The sequence below is a fragment of the Streptococcus cristatus genome (assembly GCF_003944225.1).
GTDB classification, from domain to species: Bacteria; Bacillota; Bacilli; order Lactobacillales; family Streptococcaceae; genus Streptococcus; species Streptococcus cristatus_K.
This window is the reverse complement of the sequence record NZ_RJPN01000013.1, coordinates 1-17916: the sequence shown is the minus strand read 5'-3', so window position 1 is coordinate 17916 and position 17916 is coordinate 1. Positions and strand designations below refer to the sequence as shown.

Here is a 17916-nt window from a genome sequence, read left to right as displayed (position 1 = left end):
ATAAGATATTGTAAGTTAATTCAGTAAGTTAAGTGACGATAGCCTAGGAGATACACCTGTACCCATGCCGAACACAGAAGTTAAGCCCTAGAACGCCGGAAGTAGTTGGGGGTTGCCCCCTGTGAGATATGGTAGTCGCTTAGCAGGATAGGAAGTCGGAGTACTTCCTTTTTGGGAGTTTAGCTCAGCTGGGAGAGCATCTGCCTTACAAGCAGAGGGTCAGCGGTTCGATCCCGTTAACTCCCATATTCAAGCGGGTGTAGTTTAGTGGTAAAACTACAGCCTTCCAAGCTGTTGTCGCGAGTTCGATTCTCTTACCCAAGTCCGGCTGAAGGGAACGGTCTTGAAAACCGTCAGGCGTGTAAAAGCGTGCGTGGGTTCGAATCCCACATCCTCCTTAGATTAGAATATCGCGGGATGGAGCAGCTAGGTAGCTCGTCGGGCTCATAACCCGAAGGTCGTAGGTTCAAATCCTGCTCCCGCAATTTGGCTCGGTAGCTCAGTTGGTAGAGCAATGGATTGAAGCTCCATGTGTCGGCGGTTCGATTCCGTCTCGCGCCATATATCTTTAGAATTTCGGAAGGGTAGCGAAGAGGCTAAACGCGGCGGACTGTAAATCCGCTCCTTCGGGTTCGGGGGTTCGAATCCCTCCCCTTCCATGCTTAACGGGCATAGTTTAAAGGTAGAACTAAGGTCTCCAAAACCTTCAGTGTGGGTTCAATTCCTACTGCCCGTGTTTTGGAATATGGCGGGTGTGGTGAAGTGGTTAACACACCAGATTGTGGCTCTGGCATGCGTGGGTTCGATCCCCATCACTCGCCTATTTCTTTTGATTATTGGGGTATCGCCAAGCGGTAAGGCAAGGGACTTTGACTCCCTCATTCGTTGGTTCGAATCCAGCTACCCCAGTTACTTTGCCGGCGTGGCGGAATTGGCAGACGCGCTGGACTCAAAATCCAGTGTCCGCAAGGACGTGCCGGTTCGACCCCGGCCGCCGGTATAGTAATTAAGACAAGGTTTTCGGATCTTGTCTTTTTTTACTAATTTTTATCTTTGGTTTTTTATAATTTCTTATGTTATACTAGATTGTCTGATTTATCTGCTTTTTTCTTGGTTAAGCGCTAAATTAGACTGCTTATTTGTATTGAGAAATGACTTACCGAAGTCTTTCTAAAGGGAGAAACGTATGGCAATGATAGAGGTGGAACATCTTCAGAAAAATTTTGTGAAGACAGTGAAGGAACCAGGATTGAAGGGGGCTTTGCGCTCCTTTATTCATCCTGAAAAGCAGACCTTTGAAGCGGTCAAGGATTTGACTTTTGAGGTTCCCAAGGGGCAGATTTTAGGCTTTATCGGGGCAAATGGTGCTGGGAAGTCGACAACCATTAAAATGCTGACAGGAATTTTGAAACCGACATCTGGTTTTTGTCGGATTAACGGCAAGATTCCGCAGGATAATCGCCAGGATTATGTCAAGGATATTGGGGTTGTCTTTGGTCAACGCACCCAGCTGTGGTGGGATTTGGCACTGCAAGAGACCTACACGGTCTTGAAAGAGATTTACGATGTGCCAGACTCGCTCTTTCATAAACGCATGGACTTTTTGAATGAAGTCTTGGATTTGAAGGAATTTATCAAGGACCCCGTGCGAACTCTTTCACTTGGGCAACGGATGCGTGCGGACATTGCGGCTTCCTTGCTCCACAATCCTAAAGTTCTCTTTTTAGATGAGCCGACCATTGGTTTGGATGTTTCGGTAAAGGATAACATTCGTCGGGCCATTATCCAGATCAATCAGGAGGAAAAAACAACCATTCTCTTGACCACTCATGACTTGAGTGATATTGAGCAACTTTGTGATCGGATTTTTATGATTGACAAGGGGCAGGAGATTTTTGATGGAACGGTTAGTCAGCTCAAGGATACCTTTGGAAAGATGAAGACTCTTTCCTTTGAACTGCTACCAGGTCAAAGCCATCTGGTCTCTCACTATGAAGGCTTGCCTGACATGACCATTGATAGACAAGGAAATAGCCTCAATATTGAATTTGATAGTTCCTGCTACCAGTCAGCTGATATTATCAAGCAAACCCTGTCTGATTTTGAGATTCGCGATTTGAAGATGTTGGATACGGATATTGAGGATATTATCCGTCGCTTCTACCGAAAGGAGCTCTAAGATGGTCAAATTGTGGAGACGTTATAAACCCTTTATCAATGCAGGGATTCAGGAGTTGATTACCTATCGAGTCAACTTTCTTCTTTATCGGATTGGCGATGTCATGGGTGCTTTTGTGGAATTTTATCTCTGGAAGGCTGTCTTTGATTCCTCGCAAGAGTCTTTGATTCAGGGTTTCAGTATGGCGGATATCACCCTCTACATCATCATGAGTTTTGTGAGCAATCTTTTGACTAGGTCGGATTCTTCTTTTATGATTGGGGAGGAGGTCAAGGATGGCTCCATTATCATGCGCTTGCTGCGACCAGTGCATTTTGCGGCCTCATATCTCTTCACCGAGCTTGGTTCCAAGTGGTTGATTTTTATCAGTGTCGGGCTTCCATTTTTAAGTGTGATTATTTTGATGAAGATCCTTTCAGGACAAGGCATTTTAGAAGTGCTGGGATTAACTGTCATTTATCTTTTTAGCTTAACGCTAGCCTACCTGATCAATTTTTTCTTTAATATCTGCTTTGGGTTTTCAGCCTTTGTTTTTAAAAATCTATGGGGCTCTAATCTGCTCAAGAATTCTCTGATTGACTTTATGTCGGGGAGTTTGATTCCCTTGGCTTTCTTCCCTAAGATTGTTTCAGATATTCTGTCCTTCTTGCCTTTTTCATCCTTGATTTATACTCCAGTTATGATCATTGTTGGGAAATACGATGCCAGTCAGATTCTTCAAGCGCTTTTGCTACAGTTTTTCTGGCTCATAGTGATGGTGAGCTTGTCTCAGTTGATTTGGAAACGAGTCCAGTCATTTATCACCATTCAAGGAGGTTAGTATGAAAAAATATCAACGCATGCACCTGATTTTTATCAGACAATACATCAAGCAAATCATGGAATACAAGGTTGATTTTGTGGTTGGTGTTTTAGGTGTCTTTCTGACCCAAGGCTTGAACCTCTTGTTTCTCAATGTACTCTTTCAACACATTCCCTCGCTAGAAGGCTGGACCTTTCAAGAGATTGCTTTTATCTATGGATTTTCCTTGATTCCCAAGGGACTGGACCATCTCTTTTTTGACAATCTCTGGGCACTGGGGCAACGATTGGTGAGAAAGGGAGAGTTTGACAAGTATCTGACTCGGCCTATCAATCCTCTCTTCCATATCCTCGTTGAGACCTTTCAGATTGATGCCTTGGGTGAGCTATTGGTCGGCGGAATTTTGCTAGCGACAACGGTGACTAGTATTGCTTGGACTCTTCCCAAATTCCTGCTTTTCCTAGTTTGTATTCCTTTTGCGACCTTGATTTATACTTCCTTGAAAATCGCGACAGCTAGTATCGCTTTTTGGACTAAGCAGTCAGGCGCCATGATTTACATTTTCTATATGTTCAATGATTTTGCTAAGTACCCGATTTCTATTTATAACTCGCTTCTTCGTTGGTTGATTAGCTTTATCGTGCCTTTCGCCTTTACGGCCTACTATCCAGCTAGCTATTTCTTGCAGGACAAGGATGGGCTCTTTAATATCGGTGGTTTGATTCTGATTTCCCTTGTCTTCTTTTTCATTTCCTTGAAACTGTGGGACAGGGGCTTGGATGCCTACGAAAGTGCTGGTTCCTAAGAGTGAGTATAAATAAAGGGCGATATTCATTCAGAAAGTCTATGAATAAGGGATCAATTAGATACAGTATAAAGACAGGGTTTGCTGCCTTGTCTTTTCTAATACATTTTAAGGTATCTATCTTTCAAATTTTTACTTTTGGAATGAATAAATTCTACTTATCCTGCTAAAATGGTAGAATAGGTTTAAGATTTGTCTGATAAGTAAGAAGGAGAGCCTAATGAAATTGAGATTGGAAAATAAAGAATCTGAACGTGTCCAAGAACTTGGAAATTTAATCCGAGCTTATAATCGCTCTAAACGGGAAGCTTCAACAAGTGAGCCTCTCAATATCTTTGTCGAAGATGAGGACGGAAATTTAATGGGAGGTCTGGTAGCCGAAACGTTTGGCTATTGGCTGGAAATTGAATATTTATATGTGCATGAGGATTTACGAGGGCAAGGGCTCGGATCGGATATTTTGCAAAGGGCGGAAGAGGAAGCTCGTGACAGGAAGTGTAAGTATTCATTTGTGGATACCTTTCATTTCCAAGCTCCCGATTTTTATAAGAAGCATGGCTATGAGGAAGTGTTTAGATTAAAAGAATATCCCTATACAGGTGAGCGATATTATTATACGAAAGAGTTATAATTTATCAAAGGATAGATAGCAGATTTCTACCTGACAAATGTAGCGATTTTTGGTATAATATCATGAGGTGATTTTATGGCAAATTTGAATAGATATAAGTTTACATTTGGAAACAAGACCTTAACTTTAACAACAGAACACGATAATCTTTTTATGGAAGAAGTGGAGCGGGTTGCCAAGGAAAAATATAAGGCTATTAAAGAGCAGATGCCTGCGGCAGATGATGAAGTCTTGGCCATTTTGCTGGCGATTAATAGTTTATCTACCCAGCTCAGCCGCGAGATTGAGTTTGATGATAAGGAAAAAGAATTGGAAAGCCTTCGTCACAAAATGCTTAGCGAATTAAGAGAAAAGTCAGCTAATACAGGGGAAAGATAGTGTTTGCAATTATTATTTTACTAATATTAGCTTGGAGCTTTTATATTGGCTACTCGCGTGGGATTGTTCTGCAGGGTTATTATGCTGCTATGACGATTGTATCCATGCTGGTGGCTGGAGCTCTATATCAGGACTTGGCTAAGTCTATCAGCTTGTGGGTGCCCTATGCTAGCGCTGTTAAAGGCAGCTCGACTTATTTCTTTGCAAGTTCTCAACTTTTCCATTTGGATAAGGTTTTTTATGCAGGGTTGGCCTACCTTCTTGTTTTCAGCCTTGTTTATATAGTAGGCCGCTTTTTGGGGATTTTTATAAATTTAATTCCCTATCCGAATAAGTGGGATACGAAAGCTTTCAATATGGTTAGTGGGGCTATTGCAGTCTTCATCTCACTCTTTGTTATCGAGATGGGACTGACTATTTTAGCTACTGTACCCATGTCCTTTATCCAAGAACGCTTAAATTCGAGTTTGCTGATTCGATTTATTATCAATCATACGCCTGTAACTTCATCCATTTTACATGACCTTTGGGTCACAAAAATTATCGGATAATTAAGACTCAGTTGCTCTGTAGCTGAGTTTCTTTTTCAGTTTAAATCATATAGAAATAGAATGAACATGATGAATCATAAAATTTTAGAAACTTTGGAATTTGAGAAAATTAAGGAGCTTTTTTCTCCCTATCTACTGACTGAGCTGGGAGAGTTGGAGTTGAAGCAGCTCCAGCCAAACAGCAAAAAAGAATCAATTGCTGCTGCTTTTTTGGAAATGTCCGATATGCGGCAGATTTTTGTGCAGCATCCGCACTTTAGTTTGGGAGCCATTCAGGATATTAGGGGCTTGACCAAGCGCCTAGAGCTGGATAGTGACCTGAATATTGAGGAGTTTTTAGCCCTCAAGCGGGTCTTAGCTGTGACGCATGAGCTGGTATCTTTCTACGAGGATCTGGAAAATGTCCAATTGGAGCGTTTGGATCGCCTTTTTAACAATCTAGTAGAGTTTCCTAGTATTCAGGGAAGCCTGCAAGCTATCAATGATGGGGGCTTTCTTGAAAGTTTTGCTAGTGAAGAGTTAAGTCGTATTCGCCGAAAAATTCAAGAAAATGAAGTCCAGGTTCGGGATATTCTGCAAGAAATTCTCAAAACCAAAGGTGATATGCTGGCAGACCAAGTGGTGGCCAGTCGGAATGGCCGTAATGTACTACCTGTGAAAAATACCTACCGTAACCGTATTGCGGGTGTCGTTCACGATATTTCGGCCAGCGGAAGTACGGTTTACATTGAGCCGCGGGCGGTGGTCAATCTCAATGAAGAGATTGCTAGTAGTCGGGCGGACGAGCGCTATGAAATTCAGAGGATTTTGCAAGCTATGTCGGATATGATACGGCCTCATGCGGCTGAAATTGCCAACAATGCTTGGATTATCGGCCATCTAGATCTGGTGCGTGCCAAGGTCCGCTTCATGCAGGAGACGGGAGCGGTGGTGCCAGACCTGTCGGAAGAGCAGGACATCCAACTGCTCAGTGTCCGCCATCCACTGATTGAAAATGCAGTGGCTAATGACCTGCATTTTGGGCCTGATTTGACAGCGATTGTCATTACTGGGCCTAACACGGGTGGTAAGACCATCATGCTGAAGACCTTGGGCTTGGCTCAGATTATGGCTCAGTCAGGTCTGCCGATTCTGGCGGACAAGGGCAGTCGCGTCGGGATTTTCAGTCAGATATTTGCAGACATTGGAGATGAGCAATCGATTGAACAGAGTCTGTCGACTTTCTCTAGTCACATGACTAATATCGTCTCTATTTTAGAGCAGGTTGATAGCGAGAGTCTGGTTCTGCTGGATGAGCTGGGAGCTGGGACTGACCCTCAGGAGGGCGCAGCTCTGGCTATTGCCATCTTGGAAGATTTGCGGCTAAGGCAGATTAAAACCATGGCGACGACCCACTATCCTGAGCTCAAAGCCTATGGGATTGAGACGGACTGGGTGGAAAATGCTAGCATGGAATTTGATACAGATAGTTTAAGGCCGACCTATCGCTTTATGCAGGGAGTGCCTGGTCGCTCCAATGCCTTTGAAATTGCTCGGCGTCTGGGCTTGTCGGAAGTTATCGTTGGCCATGCCCAAGAGCAGACCAACACAGACAGTGATGTCAATCGGATCATTGAGCGCCTAGAGGAGCAGACGCTGGAAAGCCGCAAGCGCTTGGATAATATCCGCGAAGTAGAGAAGGAAAATCTCAAATTTAACCGAGCCCTCAAAAAACTTTACAATGAGTTTAACCGAGAAAAGGAAACCGAGCTCAATAAGGCACGCTTGGAAGCTCAGGAAATCGTTGATTTGGCTTTGTCAGAGAGTGAGAGCATTCTCAAAAATCTCCATGCTAAGTCCAGTCTCAAACCGCATGAGATTATCGAAGCCAAGGCTCAGCTTAAAAAGTTAGCACCAGAAACGGTTGATTTATCAAAGAATAAAGTGCTCAAGCAAGCCAAGAAAAATCGGGCGCCCAAGGTGGGAGATGATATCCTAGTCACCAGCTATGGTCAGCGGGGAACCTTGGTCAAGCAGCTCAAGGACGGCCGCTGGGAAGCTCAGGTAGGTCTTATCAAGATGACACTAGAAGAGCAGGAATTCAACTTACTCAAAGCTGAAAAGGAGGCTCAGCCTAAGCGCAAGCAGGTCAATGTGGTCAAGCGGACCAATACCAATGGTCCAAGAGCCAGATTGGATCTGCGTGGCAAACGCTATGAAGAGGCCATGGAGGAGCTCGATGCCTTTATCGATCAGGCCCTTCTCAATAATATGGCCCAGGTGGATATTATCCACGGTATCGGAACGGGCGTCATCCGTGAAGGGGTGACAAAATACCTCCGCCGCAACAAGCACGTCAAGTCTTTCGGCTATGCTCCGCAAAATGCTGGTGGCAGTGGCGCGACGATTGTGATCTTTAAGTAGGGAAGCATCGGGTACTCCGTAGCAAATATTTTCTTTTCCTCTGGGTTTGGTGTACAATATTATCAAAAGTAAGCTATTCAAAGGAGAAGATTTATGGTAGCAGCAGTTACAGATGCAACATTTGCTGAAGAGACAAAAGACGGACTGGTTCTGATTGATTTTTGGGCAACTTGGTGCGGTCCATGTCGTATGCAGGCGCCTATCTTGGAGCAGTTGGCAGGGGAAGTTCATGAAGATGAATTGAAAATCCTTAAAATGGATGTGGATGAAAATCCTAATACTGCCCGTGAATTCGGCATTATGTCCATTCCTACCCTTCTGTTCAAGAAAGACGGTCAAGTCGTTAAGCAAGTAGCTGGTGTTCATACGAAGGAGCAACTGAAGGCGATTTTAGCAGAATTAAGTTAAGAAAGAAGCCTTAGGCTTCGATTTAGATTGAAGACAAAGTTCTTAGAACACCAGTTTCTAAGAGCTTTTCTTTGTGTAAAGTTACATAAAAAATATAAGAAGAGTTGCGAGGTGTTTTCCATGTTTCACAAAGAAAAATAAGATTATAATCGTCTCTAATATAGTTTCTATACGATAGACGAATTGCCCCAAAAGATTACTTCCTTTGACAGGTAGAATCAAGGATTGATTTGGCTATATATATGACTTGGTTGAAGATACCTGTGGCCCAGTTATAATGGGGCGTAAACCAAAGAAAACCTGAGAAGAGGTGAGGCATAACCAAAAGGTATTAAAGCAGAAAATGAATGCCTAAGAACGGAGGATGCTGTTCTAAAAATGTTTATAAAATTTCAATTGAAGGAGGAAAAGAGAGAAGAAAAACGGAAATTATCCAAGAATTGCTAATTGAGTTTTCTTTTGATATTCTTCTAAAGATTGTCTAAATTGCTCGCTCACCGAACTTGGAACAAGTAAAAACTATGTTGGAGGAAGCATTTACAGAGAAATACTAGGGAAGTACCATTCTTTACAGAGACCAAGTTTGATAATATCAACATGTTTCTTATCATCAATTTTTAGAGAGTAAGGGGATTCAGCCATCCATGTTATGCAAGGGGAAGAGCCCTGACAACGGTATGAAGGAGTACTTATTTGGAATTCTTAAATCTGAGATGTTTTATGGTTATGAGAAGACGTTTCAGTCACTTAATCAATTGGAACAAGCTATTGTGAACTACATTGATTACCACAACAACAAACGAGTTGAAGTCAAATTGAAAGGACTCGGCTCCATGCAATGCAGAACTAAGTCCTTTACTTAAATTATTGTCTAACCTTTTGAGATTGGTACAATTTTGTTGTTATGAGAAAGTTTTCTATTGCCATATATCCTGTATTTGCGTGATTTGAGCTTGGGCTTGTTTCTCAAAAATCTTGTATTTGTAAGTCAAGTCCTGAGCCATTTCCTTGATATTGTCTCGCTGTTCTTGTATAATGGCGAGATTGTGCTGGATGTTAGCTAAATTATCTTGAATTTTATCCAAGATATCGGATGTTTCGACGACTTCTTGGCTGATTGTCTTCCGACTTTTGACCAAATGGTAGCTGACCCAGGCTGCGCCTGTGAAAAGCATAAGATTTGAAAATTTCATAGTTCCTCCCTAGGCTTGAGCAATCTTTTCAGCCAATTGAGCTAAGGCTGGAAAATCTGGTTCGTGGGCTTCAAAGCTGATTTGTAGACCGTCTGTCTCTTCATAGCGAGGAGCTAGGTGGACATGGGTATGAAAGACGGTCTGTCCAGCAATTTCTTCGTTGTTGTTAAGGATGTTCATGCCCTTGGCGCCTGTTGCTTTCATGACCTTGCGGGCGATGTCTGGGACACGAGCGAAGAGCTGACTAGAACTGTCTGCATCCATTTCCAAAAGATTTCTGAAATGCTGCTTGGGAACGACCAAAGTATGACCTGGAGTGACCTGAGAAATGTCTAGAAAGGCAACTACCTGGTCATCTTCATAAACTTTAGAAGACGGGATTTCCCCTGCGATAATCTTACAAAAAATACAATCAGCCATAAATGATACCTCTATTCGCTAGATTTTGTTATAATATAAGAACTATTATACCAGATTTGGAGAAAATATGTTAGAAATCAAAGAGCTTACGGGCGGCTATGTAAATATCCCGGTTTTAAAGGATGTCAGCTTTGAAGTGGGCAATGGCCAGTTGGTTGGTTTGATTGGCCTCAATGGTGCGGGCAAGTCCACTACCATCAATGAAATTATCGGTTTATTGACACCTTACAAGGGAGAAATTCGGATTGATGGTTTGCAGCTGGGAGAAAACTCTAGTGCCTACCGTAAGAAGATTGCCTTTATCCCAGAGACACCGAGCCTTTATGAGGAGTTAACCCTGCGTGAGCATATTGAAACGGTAGCGATGGCCTATGATATTGAGCAGAAAGTCGCTTTTGAGCGCGTGGAGCGCCTCTTAACTATCTTCCGACTCAAGGATAAGTTGGACTGGTTTCCAGTGCATTTCTCTAAGGGGATGAAGCAGAAAGTCATGATTATCTGTGCTTTCGTGGTGGATCCTAGTCTTTTTATCGTGGATGAGCCTTTTTTGGGGCTGGATCCTGTAGCTATTGCAGACCTTATCCAGCTCTTGGATGAGGAAAAGAAAAAAGGTAAGTCCATCCTCATGAGTACCCACGTTCTGGATTCGGCTGAGAAGATGTGTGATAGCTTTGTGATTTTACATAAAGGGCAGGTGCGCGCTAAGGGCAATTTAGCTGAGTTGCGAGGGCAATTTCAGATGCCGGACGCTAGTCTCAATGACATCTATCTGGCCTTGACGGAAGAGGCTGCGCTATGAAAGAAGTATTTGCTAAACGCAAGCAAGATTTCCGTCAGCGCTGTCTGAAGTATCTGCGCTATGTTCTCAATGATCACTTTGTCTTGTTTTTATTGATTTTTCTCGGATTTTTGGCGGTTCAGTACAATCAATTGCTGCGGAATTTTCCTAGTCAGTCTTGGCCGATCGTAGCCGGATTAGTCTTATTCTCTGTGCTCATTCTTCCTTTTGGCAGTATTGCAACCTATCTTGAGAAGCCAGATATGCTTTTCTTGCTAGTGCAGGAGCAGGCGGTCATTGAGTTTGTCAACGGACAAATCCAGCGTTCTTATATCCTCTTTGGTCTGCTGCAAACCTTGTTGCTGATCTTGCTAGCGCCCCTGTTTTTGGCTCTAGGTTTGCCAATCTGGGGCTTTGGGCTGTACTGCCTCCTTATGTTATTGCTAAAATGGCTGGTCTTTCAATTCAAGGGGCGTCGCTTTTTCTTGTCTGACCGTCTCAATTGGCAATATGCAATTGCAGCTGAGGAAGGTCGTAAGCAGAAAGTTCTTCGTTTCTTTGCCCTCTTTACAAATGTGAAAGGCATTTCTAATAGTGTCAAAAGAAGGGCTTACTTGGACGGGTTGACAAGGTTTTTGCCTAAGACCCATGCTAAGACTTGGCAAAATATGTTTTTACGCTCCTATCTTCGCAATGGCGATTTATTCCCTCTGACCTTGCGTCTCCTATTTTTAGCCCTCTTGACGATTGTCTTCGTCAGCCAGTCTTGGATTGTTGCAGGTTTTGTCTTTCTTTTCAACTATCTTTTGCTCTTTCAGTTGTTGGCCTTGTATGAAGCCTTTGATTATCAGTATCTAACCCAGCTTTTCCCGGTGGATAGTAAGTCTAAAATCAAGGGTGCAAGACAGGTTATTATAGGGATTGGACATAGTGTTTTGCTTTTTGAAACGCTAGTGGCAGTGCTCTTTTTCCAAGATAAGATGGCAGTGTTAGCAATGCTTGGAGTGACAATCTTTTTGTATCTAGTCTATTTGCCATATAAACTAAAAAGATTGGTTGACTAAAAGAATGAAAATTAGTAAAATAGTGAGGAAACTTTTTAAGGAGGGGAATCATGGTCTTGGTTGATAACGAGCTAGCCCTGACACCAATAGCTGGTAAGAGCGGAAAGGCCTATATGGGAACTTATCCAGACGGGGGGCGAGTTTTCGTCAAGATGAATACGACCCCGATTCTGGCAGGCTTAGCCAGAGAACAAATTGCTCCGCAACTTCTGTGGAGTCGACGCTTGCCAGATGGCAATGTCATGAGTGGCCAAGAATGGCTTTCAGGTGCCATTTTAACGCCTAATGATATGTCTAAAAAGCAAGTGATCAATATTTTAACGCGTTTGCACCGGTCGAAGCCTCTGATGACTCAGTTGGCCAAATTGGGTTATATTTTAGAAACGCCAATCGATCTAATCAATAGCTGGCTTAATCAAGCGCCGGTCGTTTTGAGGAACAATCAGTACCTGCAATCTATTATTCGGGATTTGCGGCAAACGGTACCTGCTTTTCGTGAAGACTATGCAACGATTGTCCACGGTGATGTGCGCCATAGCAACTGGTTTCAGACGGACAGTGGCTTGATTTATTTGGTGGATTGGGATTCGGTTCGCTTGACGGACAGAATGTTGGATGTTGCTCATATATTGAGTCATTATATCCCAGATACCAGTTGGCAGGAGTGGTTGACCTACTACGGTTATAAGTACAATGACAAGGTTATCAAAAAACTGTATTGGTTTGGTCAATACTCTTATCTGATGCAGATTGCTAAATATTACGAAAATAATGATTTAGAAAATGTGAACCGGGAGATTTACGCTCTACGCAACTTCCGTTCTAAGTATGGAAAGATAAGATGAGAGTAAGAAATCGTAAGGGAGCAACAGAGTTATTAGAGGCCAATCCCCACTATGTGGTTCTAAATCCAGTTGATGCCAAGGGAAAGTGGCAAGAAATTTTTGGAAACGACCATCCGATCCATGTTGAAGTTGGAAGCGGTAAAGGGGCTTTCATTACAGGGATGGCTAAGGCTAATCCAGACATCAATTACATCGGGATTGACATTCAGAAGTCTGTCCTCAGTTACGCCTTGGATAAGGTTTTGGAAGTTGGGGTACCCAATATCAAGCTACTTTGGGTGGATGGTTCGGAATTGACCAACTATTTTGCAGACGGAGAAATTGACCGACTTTATCTAAATTTCTCTGATCCATGGCCTAAGAAACGGCATGAAAAACGCCGGTTGACCTATAAGTCTTTTTTGGATACCTTCAAGCAAATTTTGCCAGAAAAAGGTGAAATCCACTTCAAGACGGACAACCGAGGCTTGTTTGAGTACAGCCTGGTCAGCTTTTCGCAGTATGGCATGGTTCTCAAAGGTGTTTGGCTGGATCTTCATGCCAGTGACTTTGAAGGCAATGTCCTAACTGAATATGAACAAAAATTCTCTAGCAAGGGTCAGGTTATTTACCGAGTCGAAGCAGAATTTCAATAAAAATAAAGAGAGCCCTAAACAGGTTTTCTATCTCAAGTGTCGGATTTTATGACTGACTTTTGTTGGATAGAGCCCTGCAGGGGCTCTTTTATTTTGTTTTGATCATCAAATTATCAAGATCATTTTTTGTTATTTTCATTCTCTTGAAACGGCGTCGCTAAAGCTTTTGGCTATCCCTATAATATGATATTACACTTTTGTTACAGAAAAAAATTAGACAGCGAAATCCTTGATATAATAGGAAAAAAACGGTATAATTATTGGTATGGTTTAATGTCTAAACTTTGACATTAAAACCACCAATCATATGTTATAAAATACTTTGCTGCTCAGGCGTTAAGGTGTTGAGTAATAGGTGGTTGAACTATATTTTAAAAAGGAGAGATGTTCATGGATAAAAATGCGAGACGCAGATTAAACCGTGCGAGTGCTGAGAAACGACTTCGATACTCAGTCCGTAAGTTTAATGTGGGCGTAGCTTCTGTAGCAGTCGCAGCTTTCATGTTCTTTGGGGGGAATGTCGTTTCAGCCGATACGTTAGCTAAGACGGATTCTTCAAGCACCTCTACGGAGAAAACGACCTCTGTGCCAGATTCAGGAGAAGATTCGGGAGCGAATGATTCTGACTCCGAGTCGGCCATAGAAAAGAATTCTACCGTAGCAACTGTCGCTGAAAGCAACGCAGTTTCAAGTGCAGCATCTACAGCATCTTCTACCTCTGCTGAAGACCTATCAAGCAAAGTGGAAGAAAAAACTGTTAAATCAGAAGTTGCTTCAAAAAGTGAAGCAGCTTTAAAAGAGGCTACTTCACAAGTATCTAAAGCTTCAGTAGCGACTAGCCAATCAACTGCTGCAACTCAGTCTGAGGCTCGAGTTAGCCCAGCTACTTCAGCTACTGCAGAGTCAACTGCAGTTTCATCTGAAGCAGCTACAGAATCAACTGCTGCTGTAGAACCTGCTAAGGTATCAGTTGAAAAGGCAGCTAGCCAAGCAGCTAGTTTGGCAACAGCTAGCCAAGCAGCAAATGCAGTAGCCAAAAGTGAAGCTAATTCAACATTAGCAGCTGCTCAAAGCGAAGTAAATAAAGGTTACGCTGATTTCCGCAAATCAGGAGAAAGTGGTTTCCGTTCATTTGACCCACAAACAGGGAAGACAACTGTAACAAAAGAAAACTTCCTTGACTACTTCAGATTGAATGGTTCAGCCAGCTATAATCAATACGATGGTATCGTAACCCTTACTCCAGATGAAACCTCTAAGACAGGTAACTTCAGTCTGAAGAGTAAGATCAATATGAACCAAAGCTTTAAGCTGACTGGTTGGGTGAACCTTGGTGATAAGACGCAAGAACGCTATGGTGCCGATGGTATTGGTTTTGCCTTCCACACAGGGAATACAACAGACCTAGGTGCCGATGGTGGTAACCTTGGTATTGGTGGTTTGCGTAACGCGAATGGTTTCAAGCTGGATACTTTCTGGAATGTCCACACACCGCCAAAAGGGAACCGTTTTGATACTAGCAATACGGACTCATTCCAATATGGTTGGGCAGAAGATCCTCGTTTGGGACAATTCGGTGCCTGGGTAAATACTACTCATAAAAAAGTTCGTGGTGGGGGTATCTTCACTGGTGGTGAGTATGACCGCTGGTGGGCTGAGACAGATGCTGGTAGTGCTCAACGTCTAGACTCAAGTGACTTGGATGGTCGTTTCCATGACTTTGCCATCCAGTATGATGGTGTAACCAAGGAATTGACGGTTGCTTATAGAAGTAATCTCGGTGTCAAACAATGGAAGAAAAAGGTTTCTACTCCAGAAGAACTGATGTCTATGGTGGTTACAGCGACGACTGGTAACTACAAGAACTTGCAACAGTTTAAGATTAAACGTTTTGACTTCTATCAAAGTGCCTCTGTCGATGTACGTTATGAAGATGAGCAAGGTCGAGAAATCGCTGAAGGCTCAGTAACTTATCCACAAGGTGCCTTTAAAGGTAAGGCTTATACTACTGAACAGAAGAAAATTTCTGGCTATGGTTTCATTGGAATGAAGAGAGGTAGCTTGCCACCTTCAGGAACTCTGGCTGACTGGGGTACCAACGGTACAGTAACCTACGTTTACCGTAGAGGTGCAACTGATACGAAGACAGAAAAGAAGACAGTCTCTCGTACTATTTATTATAAATATAAACCAGGTGTGACAGGACCGACACTTCCGCCAGCTTACACTCAAACAGCTGAGTTCACTCGGACTGTGACAGGTGGTAGACCAGGTCCATGGAGTCCTGCATCTAAGAATTTTGCACCTGTAGATTCTCTAGATGTCCCAGGATATACTCCAGATACAGCAACTGTTCCCGGAGTTACAGTAAATCCGAATTCTACTCCAAGTGATGTAACGGTTTACTACGACAAGAATGCTCCAAAAGTAACAACAGAAACAAAAGATGTTACTCGTACAATTGTTTACGAATATGAAGATGGTGTGACTTCAGGTCGTCCAGCCCTTCCACGTGAAGTACAACAAAATGTACGATTCACGCGTCAGGTATCAGAAGATGCAGGAACTGGTAAGAAGACATACGGCAACTGGACTCCAAGCACTCGAACTGTAGATGCGGTTGATACACCAGCAATTCAAGGCTTTACACCAAATAAAACTCGTGTAAATTCAGCTACTGTTTCACCAACAGATCCAAGCTGGCGTGAAATTGTTTCATACCGTAAGAATAATCCAAAAGTAACAACTGAAACAAAAGACGTTACTCGTACAATCGCTTACGAATATGAAGATGGTGTGACTAGAAATCGTCCAGCTCTTCCACAACCAGTTGAACAAACAGTTCAATTTACTCGTCAAGTATCAGAAGATCCAGTAACTGGTAAGAAGACATACGGCAACTGGACACCTAGCCGTCAAAATGTTGCTGCGGTTGATAGCCCAGAAGTAGCAGGCTTTACACCAAACAAACCACGTGTAAATTCAGCCTCTGTTGCTCCAACAGATCCAAGTTGGCGTGAAATTGTAAGCTATTCAGCTGCAGATCAAAAGGGAAGCATCGTTTACCGTACAGATGGTAAAAATGGTGTTCCAGCTAAGACCCTTCACACAGACAACGTAACTGGTAAGTCAGATACACCTGTAAACTATACAACAACTGCTAAAATTAACGAATTTAAACAGTTGGGTTATGATCTTGTTAGCGACGGCTTTACTAAAGCCGGCGGTCAAAGATTTGACAGTAATAACAATGTAGATCAAACATGGGAAGTTGTTCTTACTCCACGTATTGAGACAAAACAAGAAACGAAAGATGTTACTCGTAACGTTCGTTACCAATACAAGGATGGAGTAACCACAGGTCGTCCAGCACTTCCTCGCCCAGTTACTCAAACAACAACATTTACTCGCCCAGTTTCTGTGAACAAGGTGACAGGTGTTGAAACTCCTGGTCAATGGAACAAGCCAAGTGAAGAACTTCCAAAAGTTGATTCTCCAGCAGTTACTGGTTTCACTCCAGACAAACCAAGCGTTCCAGCTGCAACTGTTACTCCTACATCTCCTAACGAAAATGAAGTAGTAAGCTACAGCCAAGATGATCAACGCGGTATCATTGAGTATGTAACAGATGGACAAAACGGTGTTCCAGCTAAGACTCTTTATACAGACGGTGTTACAGGTAAATCAGGTGAAGATGTTGTTTATTCAACTGCTAGCCGTATTGCTCAACTTCAACAAGCAGGTTACAAACTTGTAAGTGATGGCTTCACTCAACCAAGTGGTCAGAAGTTTGATAACGATAAGACAAAAGACCAAGTTTGGAAAGTTGTCGTTACTCCAGTTGTTGAAACAACACAAGAAACGAAAAATGTTACTCGGACTATTCAATACCAATATGGTGATGGTGTAACAGAAGGTCGCCCAGCGCTTCCTCCAACAGTTACTCAACCAGTAACGTTTACTCGTCCAGTTTCTGTTAACAAGGTGACAGGTGAGAAAACTCCTGGTGCTTGGGATAAACCAAATGCTAATCTTCCAGAAGTGACATCTCCAGCGATCACAGGCTACAGTCCGGACAAACCAAAAGTTCCAGGTGTGACTGTTGACCCTACTTCTGAAAATCCAGTAGAAGTTGTCAAGTATAACTTGGATGAGCAACGTGGTTCCATCAAGTACGTAACAGATGGTAAGAATGGTGTTGAAGCTAAGACTCTTTACACAGATTCTGTGGCTGGTAAGTCAGGTGAGCCAGTAGCTTACTCAACAGCATCTCGTATCGAACAATTGAAACAAGCTGGTTACACTCTTGTAAGTGATGGCTTCACTCAACCAAATGGTCAGAAGTTTGATAACGATAAGACAAAAGACCAAACTTGGACAGTTGTTGTGACACCACGCTTGGATGACAATACTAATCCAGCTGATTTGAACAGTAAGGTTACACGTACCATCAAGTATCAATACGCAGATGGTCAAACAGCGGGTCGTCCAGCTCTGAAAGCTCCAGTGACTCAAGAGGCAGCCTTCACACGTACTGGTAAAATAAATGCTGTAACTGGTGAAAAGACCTTCACTGCATGGACACCAGCTACAAAAGAATTGGCACAAGAAGGCACACCAGTCGTAACTGGATTCGTGGCAGATAAGGCCAATGTAGCAGCGAAGACAGTGAAAGCTGGCGACGCTAACAGTGAAGAAGTTGTACAATACAAGAAGCTCGGTTCATACGTACCAAATGTACCAGACGGACTTCCAAAAGTACCAAACCTTCCATATCCAAACGATCCAAATAACCCAACTAAGCCGGGAACAGATCTTCCAGTA

General features: G+C 42.9%; 16 protein-coding genes, 8 tRNA genes, 1 rRNA gene and 1 pseudogene. 24 read left to right on the top strand and 2 right to left on the bottom strand.

Annotation, left to right across the window (positions count from 1 at the left end):
- Positions 1-28: 28 nt before the first annotated feature.
- From rrf to D8797_RS09675, 19 genes and pseudogenes are all read left to right on the top strand, one after another.
- Positions 29-144, top strand: a 5S ribosomal RNA gene (gene rrf, locus D8797_RS09765).
- A 29-nt stretch (positions 145-173) separates the two neighbouring features.
- A tRNA-Val gene (locus D8797_RS09760) sits at positions 174-246 on the top strand.
- A 165-nt stretch (positions 247-411) separates the two neighbouring features.
- A tRNA-Met gene (locus tag D8797_RS09750) sits at positions 412-485 on the top strand.
- A 3-nt stretch (positions 486-488) separates the two neighbouring features.
- Positions 489-561 (top strand) — tRNA-Phe (locus D8797_RS09745).
- 17 nt (positions 562-578) lie between these two features.
- A tRNA-Tyr gene (locus D8797_RS09740) sits at positions 579-659 on the top strand.
- A 6-nt stretch (positions 660-665) separates the two neighbouring features.
- Positions 666-736, top strand: a tRNA-Trp gene (locus tag D8797_RS09735).
- 12 nt (positions 737-748) lie between these two features.
- Positions 749-821: transfer RNA gene (locus D8797_RS09730), tRNA-His, on the top strand.
- 16 nt (positions 822-837) lie between these two features.
- Positions 838-909, top strand: a tRNA-Gln gene (locus tag D8797_RS09725).
- A gap of 7 nt (positions 910-916) precedes the next feature.
- A tRNA-Leu gene (locus tag D8797_RS09720) sits at positions 917-1000 on the top strand.
- A 186-nt stretch (positions 1001-1186) separates the two neighbouring features.
- A complete protein-coding gene (locus tag D8797_RS09715) occupies positions 1187-2179 on the top strand; it encodes an ABC transporter ATP-binding protein (RefSeq protein ID WP_125380492.1) in 993 nt (330 codons plus the stop codon).
- Position 2180: 1 nt separating this feature from the next.
- The gene (locus D8797_RS09710; RefSeq protein ID WP_125380491.1) at positions 2181-2999 is read left to right on the top strand and encodes an ABC transporter permease; all 819 of its coding nucleotides are present in this window, start codon (positions 2181-2183) and stop codon (positions 2997-2999) included.
- A 1-nt stretch (position 3000) separates the two neighbouring features.
- The gene (locus D8797_RS09705; protein WP_125380490.1) at positions 3001-3786 is read left to right on the top strand and encodes an ABC transporter permease; all 786 of its coding nucleotides are present in this window, start codon (positions 3001-3003) and stop codon (positions 3784-3786) included.
- A 220-nt stretch (positions 3787-4006) separates the two neighbouring features.
- A complete protein-coding gene (locus tag D8797_RS09700; protein ID WP_125380489.1) occupies positions 4007-4417 on the top strand; it encodes a GNAT family N-acetyltransferase in 411 nt (136 codons plus the stop codon).
- Positions 4418-4492: 75 nt separating this feature from the next.
- Complete coding sequence (locus D8797_RS09695; protein WP_125372347.1) at positions 4493-4795, top strand: cell division protein ZapA; 303 nt, start codon at positions 4493-4495, stop codon at positions 4793-4795.
- Positions 4795-5346, top strand: a complete 552-nt coding sequence (locus D8797_RS09690) for a CvpA family protein (protein ID WP_125380488.1) — start codon at positions 4795-4797, stop codon at positions 5344-5346. Before D8797_RS09695 ends, D8797_RS09690 begins: the two co-directional genes overlap by 1 nt.
- A gap of 69 nt (positions 5347-5415) precedes the next feature.
- The gene (locus D8797_RS09685) at positions 5416-7749 is read left to right on the top strand and encodes an endonuclease MutS2 (protein WP_125380493.1); all 2334 of its coding nucleotides are present in this window, start codon (positions 5416-5418) and stop codon (positions 7747-7749) included.
- Positions 7750-7842: 93 nt separating this feature from the next.
- The gene (gene trxA, locus D8797_RS09680; protein WP_045498501.1) at positions 7843-8157 is read left to right on the top strand and encodes a thioredoxin; all 315 of its coding nucleotides are present in this window, start codon (positions 7843-7845) and stop codon (positions 8155-8157) included.
- A gap of 347 nt (positions 8158-8504) precedes the next feature.
- A complete protein-coding gene (locus D8797_RS10190; RefSeq protein ID WP_185780866.1) occupies positions 8505-8642 on the top strand; it encodes a hypothetical protein in 138 nt (45 codons plus the stop codon).
- A pseudogene (locus D8797_RS09675) lies at positions 8643-9020 on the top strand (IS3 family transposase); the annotation flags it as partial.
- A gap of 54 nt (positions 9021-9074) precedes the next feature.
- Here D8797_RS09675 and D8797_RS09670 read toward each other — a convergent pair.
- Both D8797_RS09670 and D8797_RS09665 read right to left on the bottom strand, forming a co-directional pair.
- Positions 9075-9350, bottom strand: a complete 276-nt coding sequence (locus tag D8797_RS09670; protein WP_125380487.1) for a hypothetical protein — start codon at positions 9348-9350, stop codon at positions 9075-9077.
- A gap of 9 nt (positions 9351-9359) precedes the next feature.
- Positions 9360-9770: an HIT family protein gene (locus D8797_RS09665; protein WP_125380486.1), complete on the bottom strand. Its 411-nt coding sequence runs from the start codon at positions 9768-9770 to the stop codon at positions 9360-9362.
- 67 nt (positions 9771-9837) lie between these two features.
- Between D8797_RS09665 and D8797_RS09660 the strand changes: the two genes are divergently transcribed.
- The 5 genes from D8797_RS09660 to D8797_RS09640 form a co-directional block, all read left to right on the top strand.
- Positions 9838-10569: an ABC transporter ATP-binding protein gene (locus tag D8797_RS09660; protein ID WP_125380485.1), complete on the top strand. Its 732-nt coding sequence runs from the start codon at positions 9838-9840 to the stop codon at positions 10567-10569.
- Entirely contained in the window at positions 10566-11612 is a 1047-nt protein-coding gene (locus tag D8797_RS09655) for an ABC transporter permease (RefSeq protein ID WP_125380484.1), read from the top strand. Before D8797_RS09660 ends, D8797_RS09655 begins: the two co-directional genes overlap by 4 nt.
- Positions 11613-11662: 50 nt before the next feature.
- Entirely contained in the window at positions 11663-12457 is a 795-nt protein-coding gene (gene ccrZ, locus D8797_RS09650; RefSeq protein ID WP_125380483.1) for a cell cycle regulator CcrZ, read from the top strand.
- Positions 12454-13092, top strand: coding sequence for a tRNA (guanosine(46)-N7)-methyltransferase TrmB (gene trmB, locus D8797_RS09645; RefSeq protein ID WP_125380482.1), 639 nt, complete (start codon positions 12454-12456; stop codon positions 13090-13092). Before ccrZ ends, trmB begins: the two co-directional genes overlap by 4 nt.
- A 390-nt stretch (positions 13093-13482) precedes the next feature.
- On the top strand, positions 13483-17916 hold a 4434-nt coding region (locus tag D8797_RS09640; protein WP_185780865.1), incomplete at its 3' end, for a mucin-binding protein.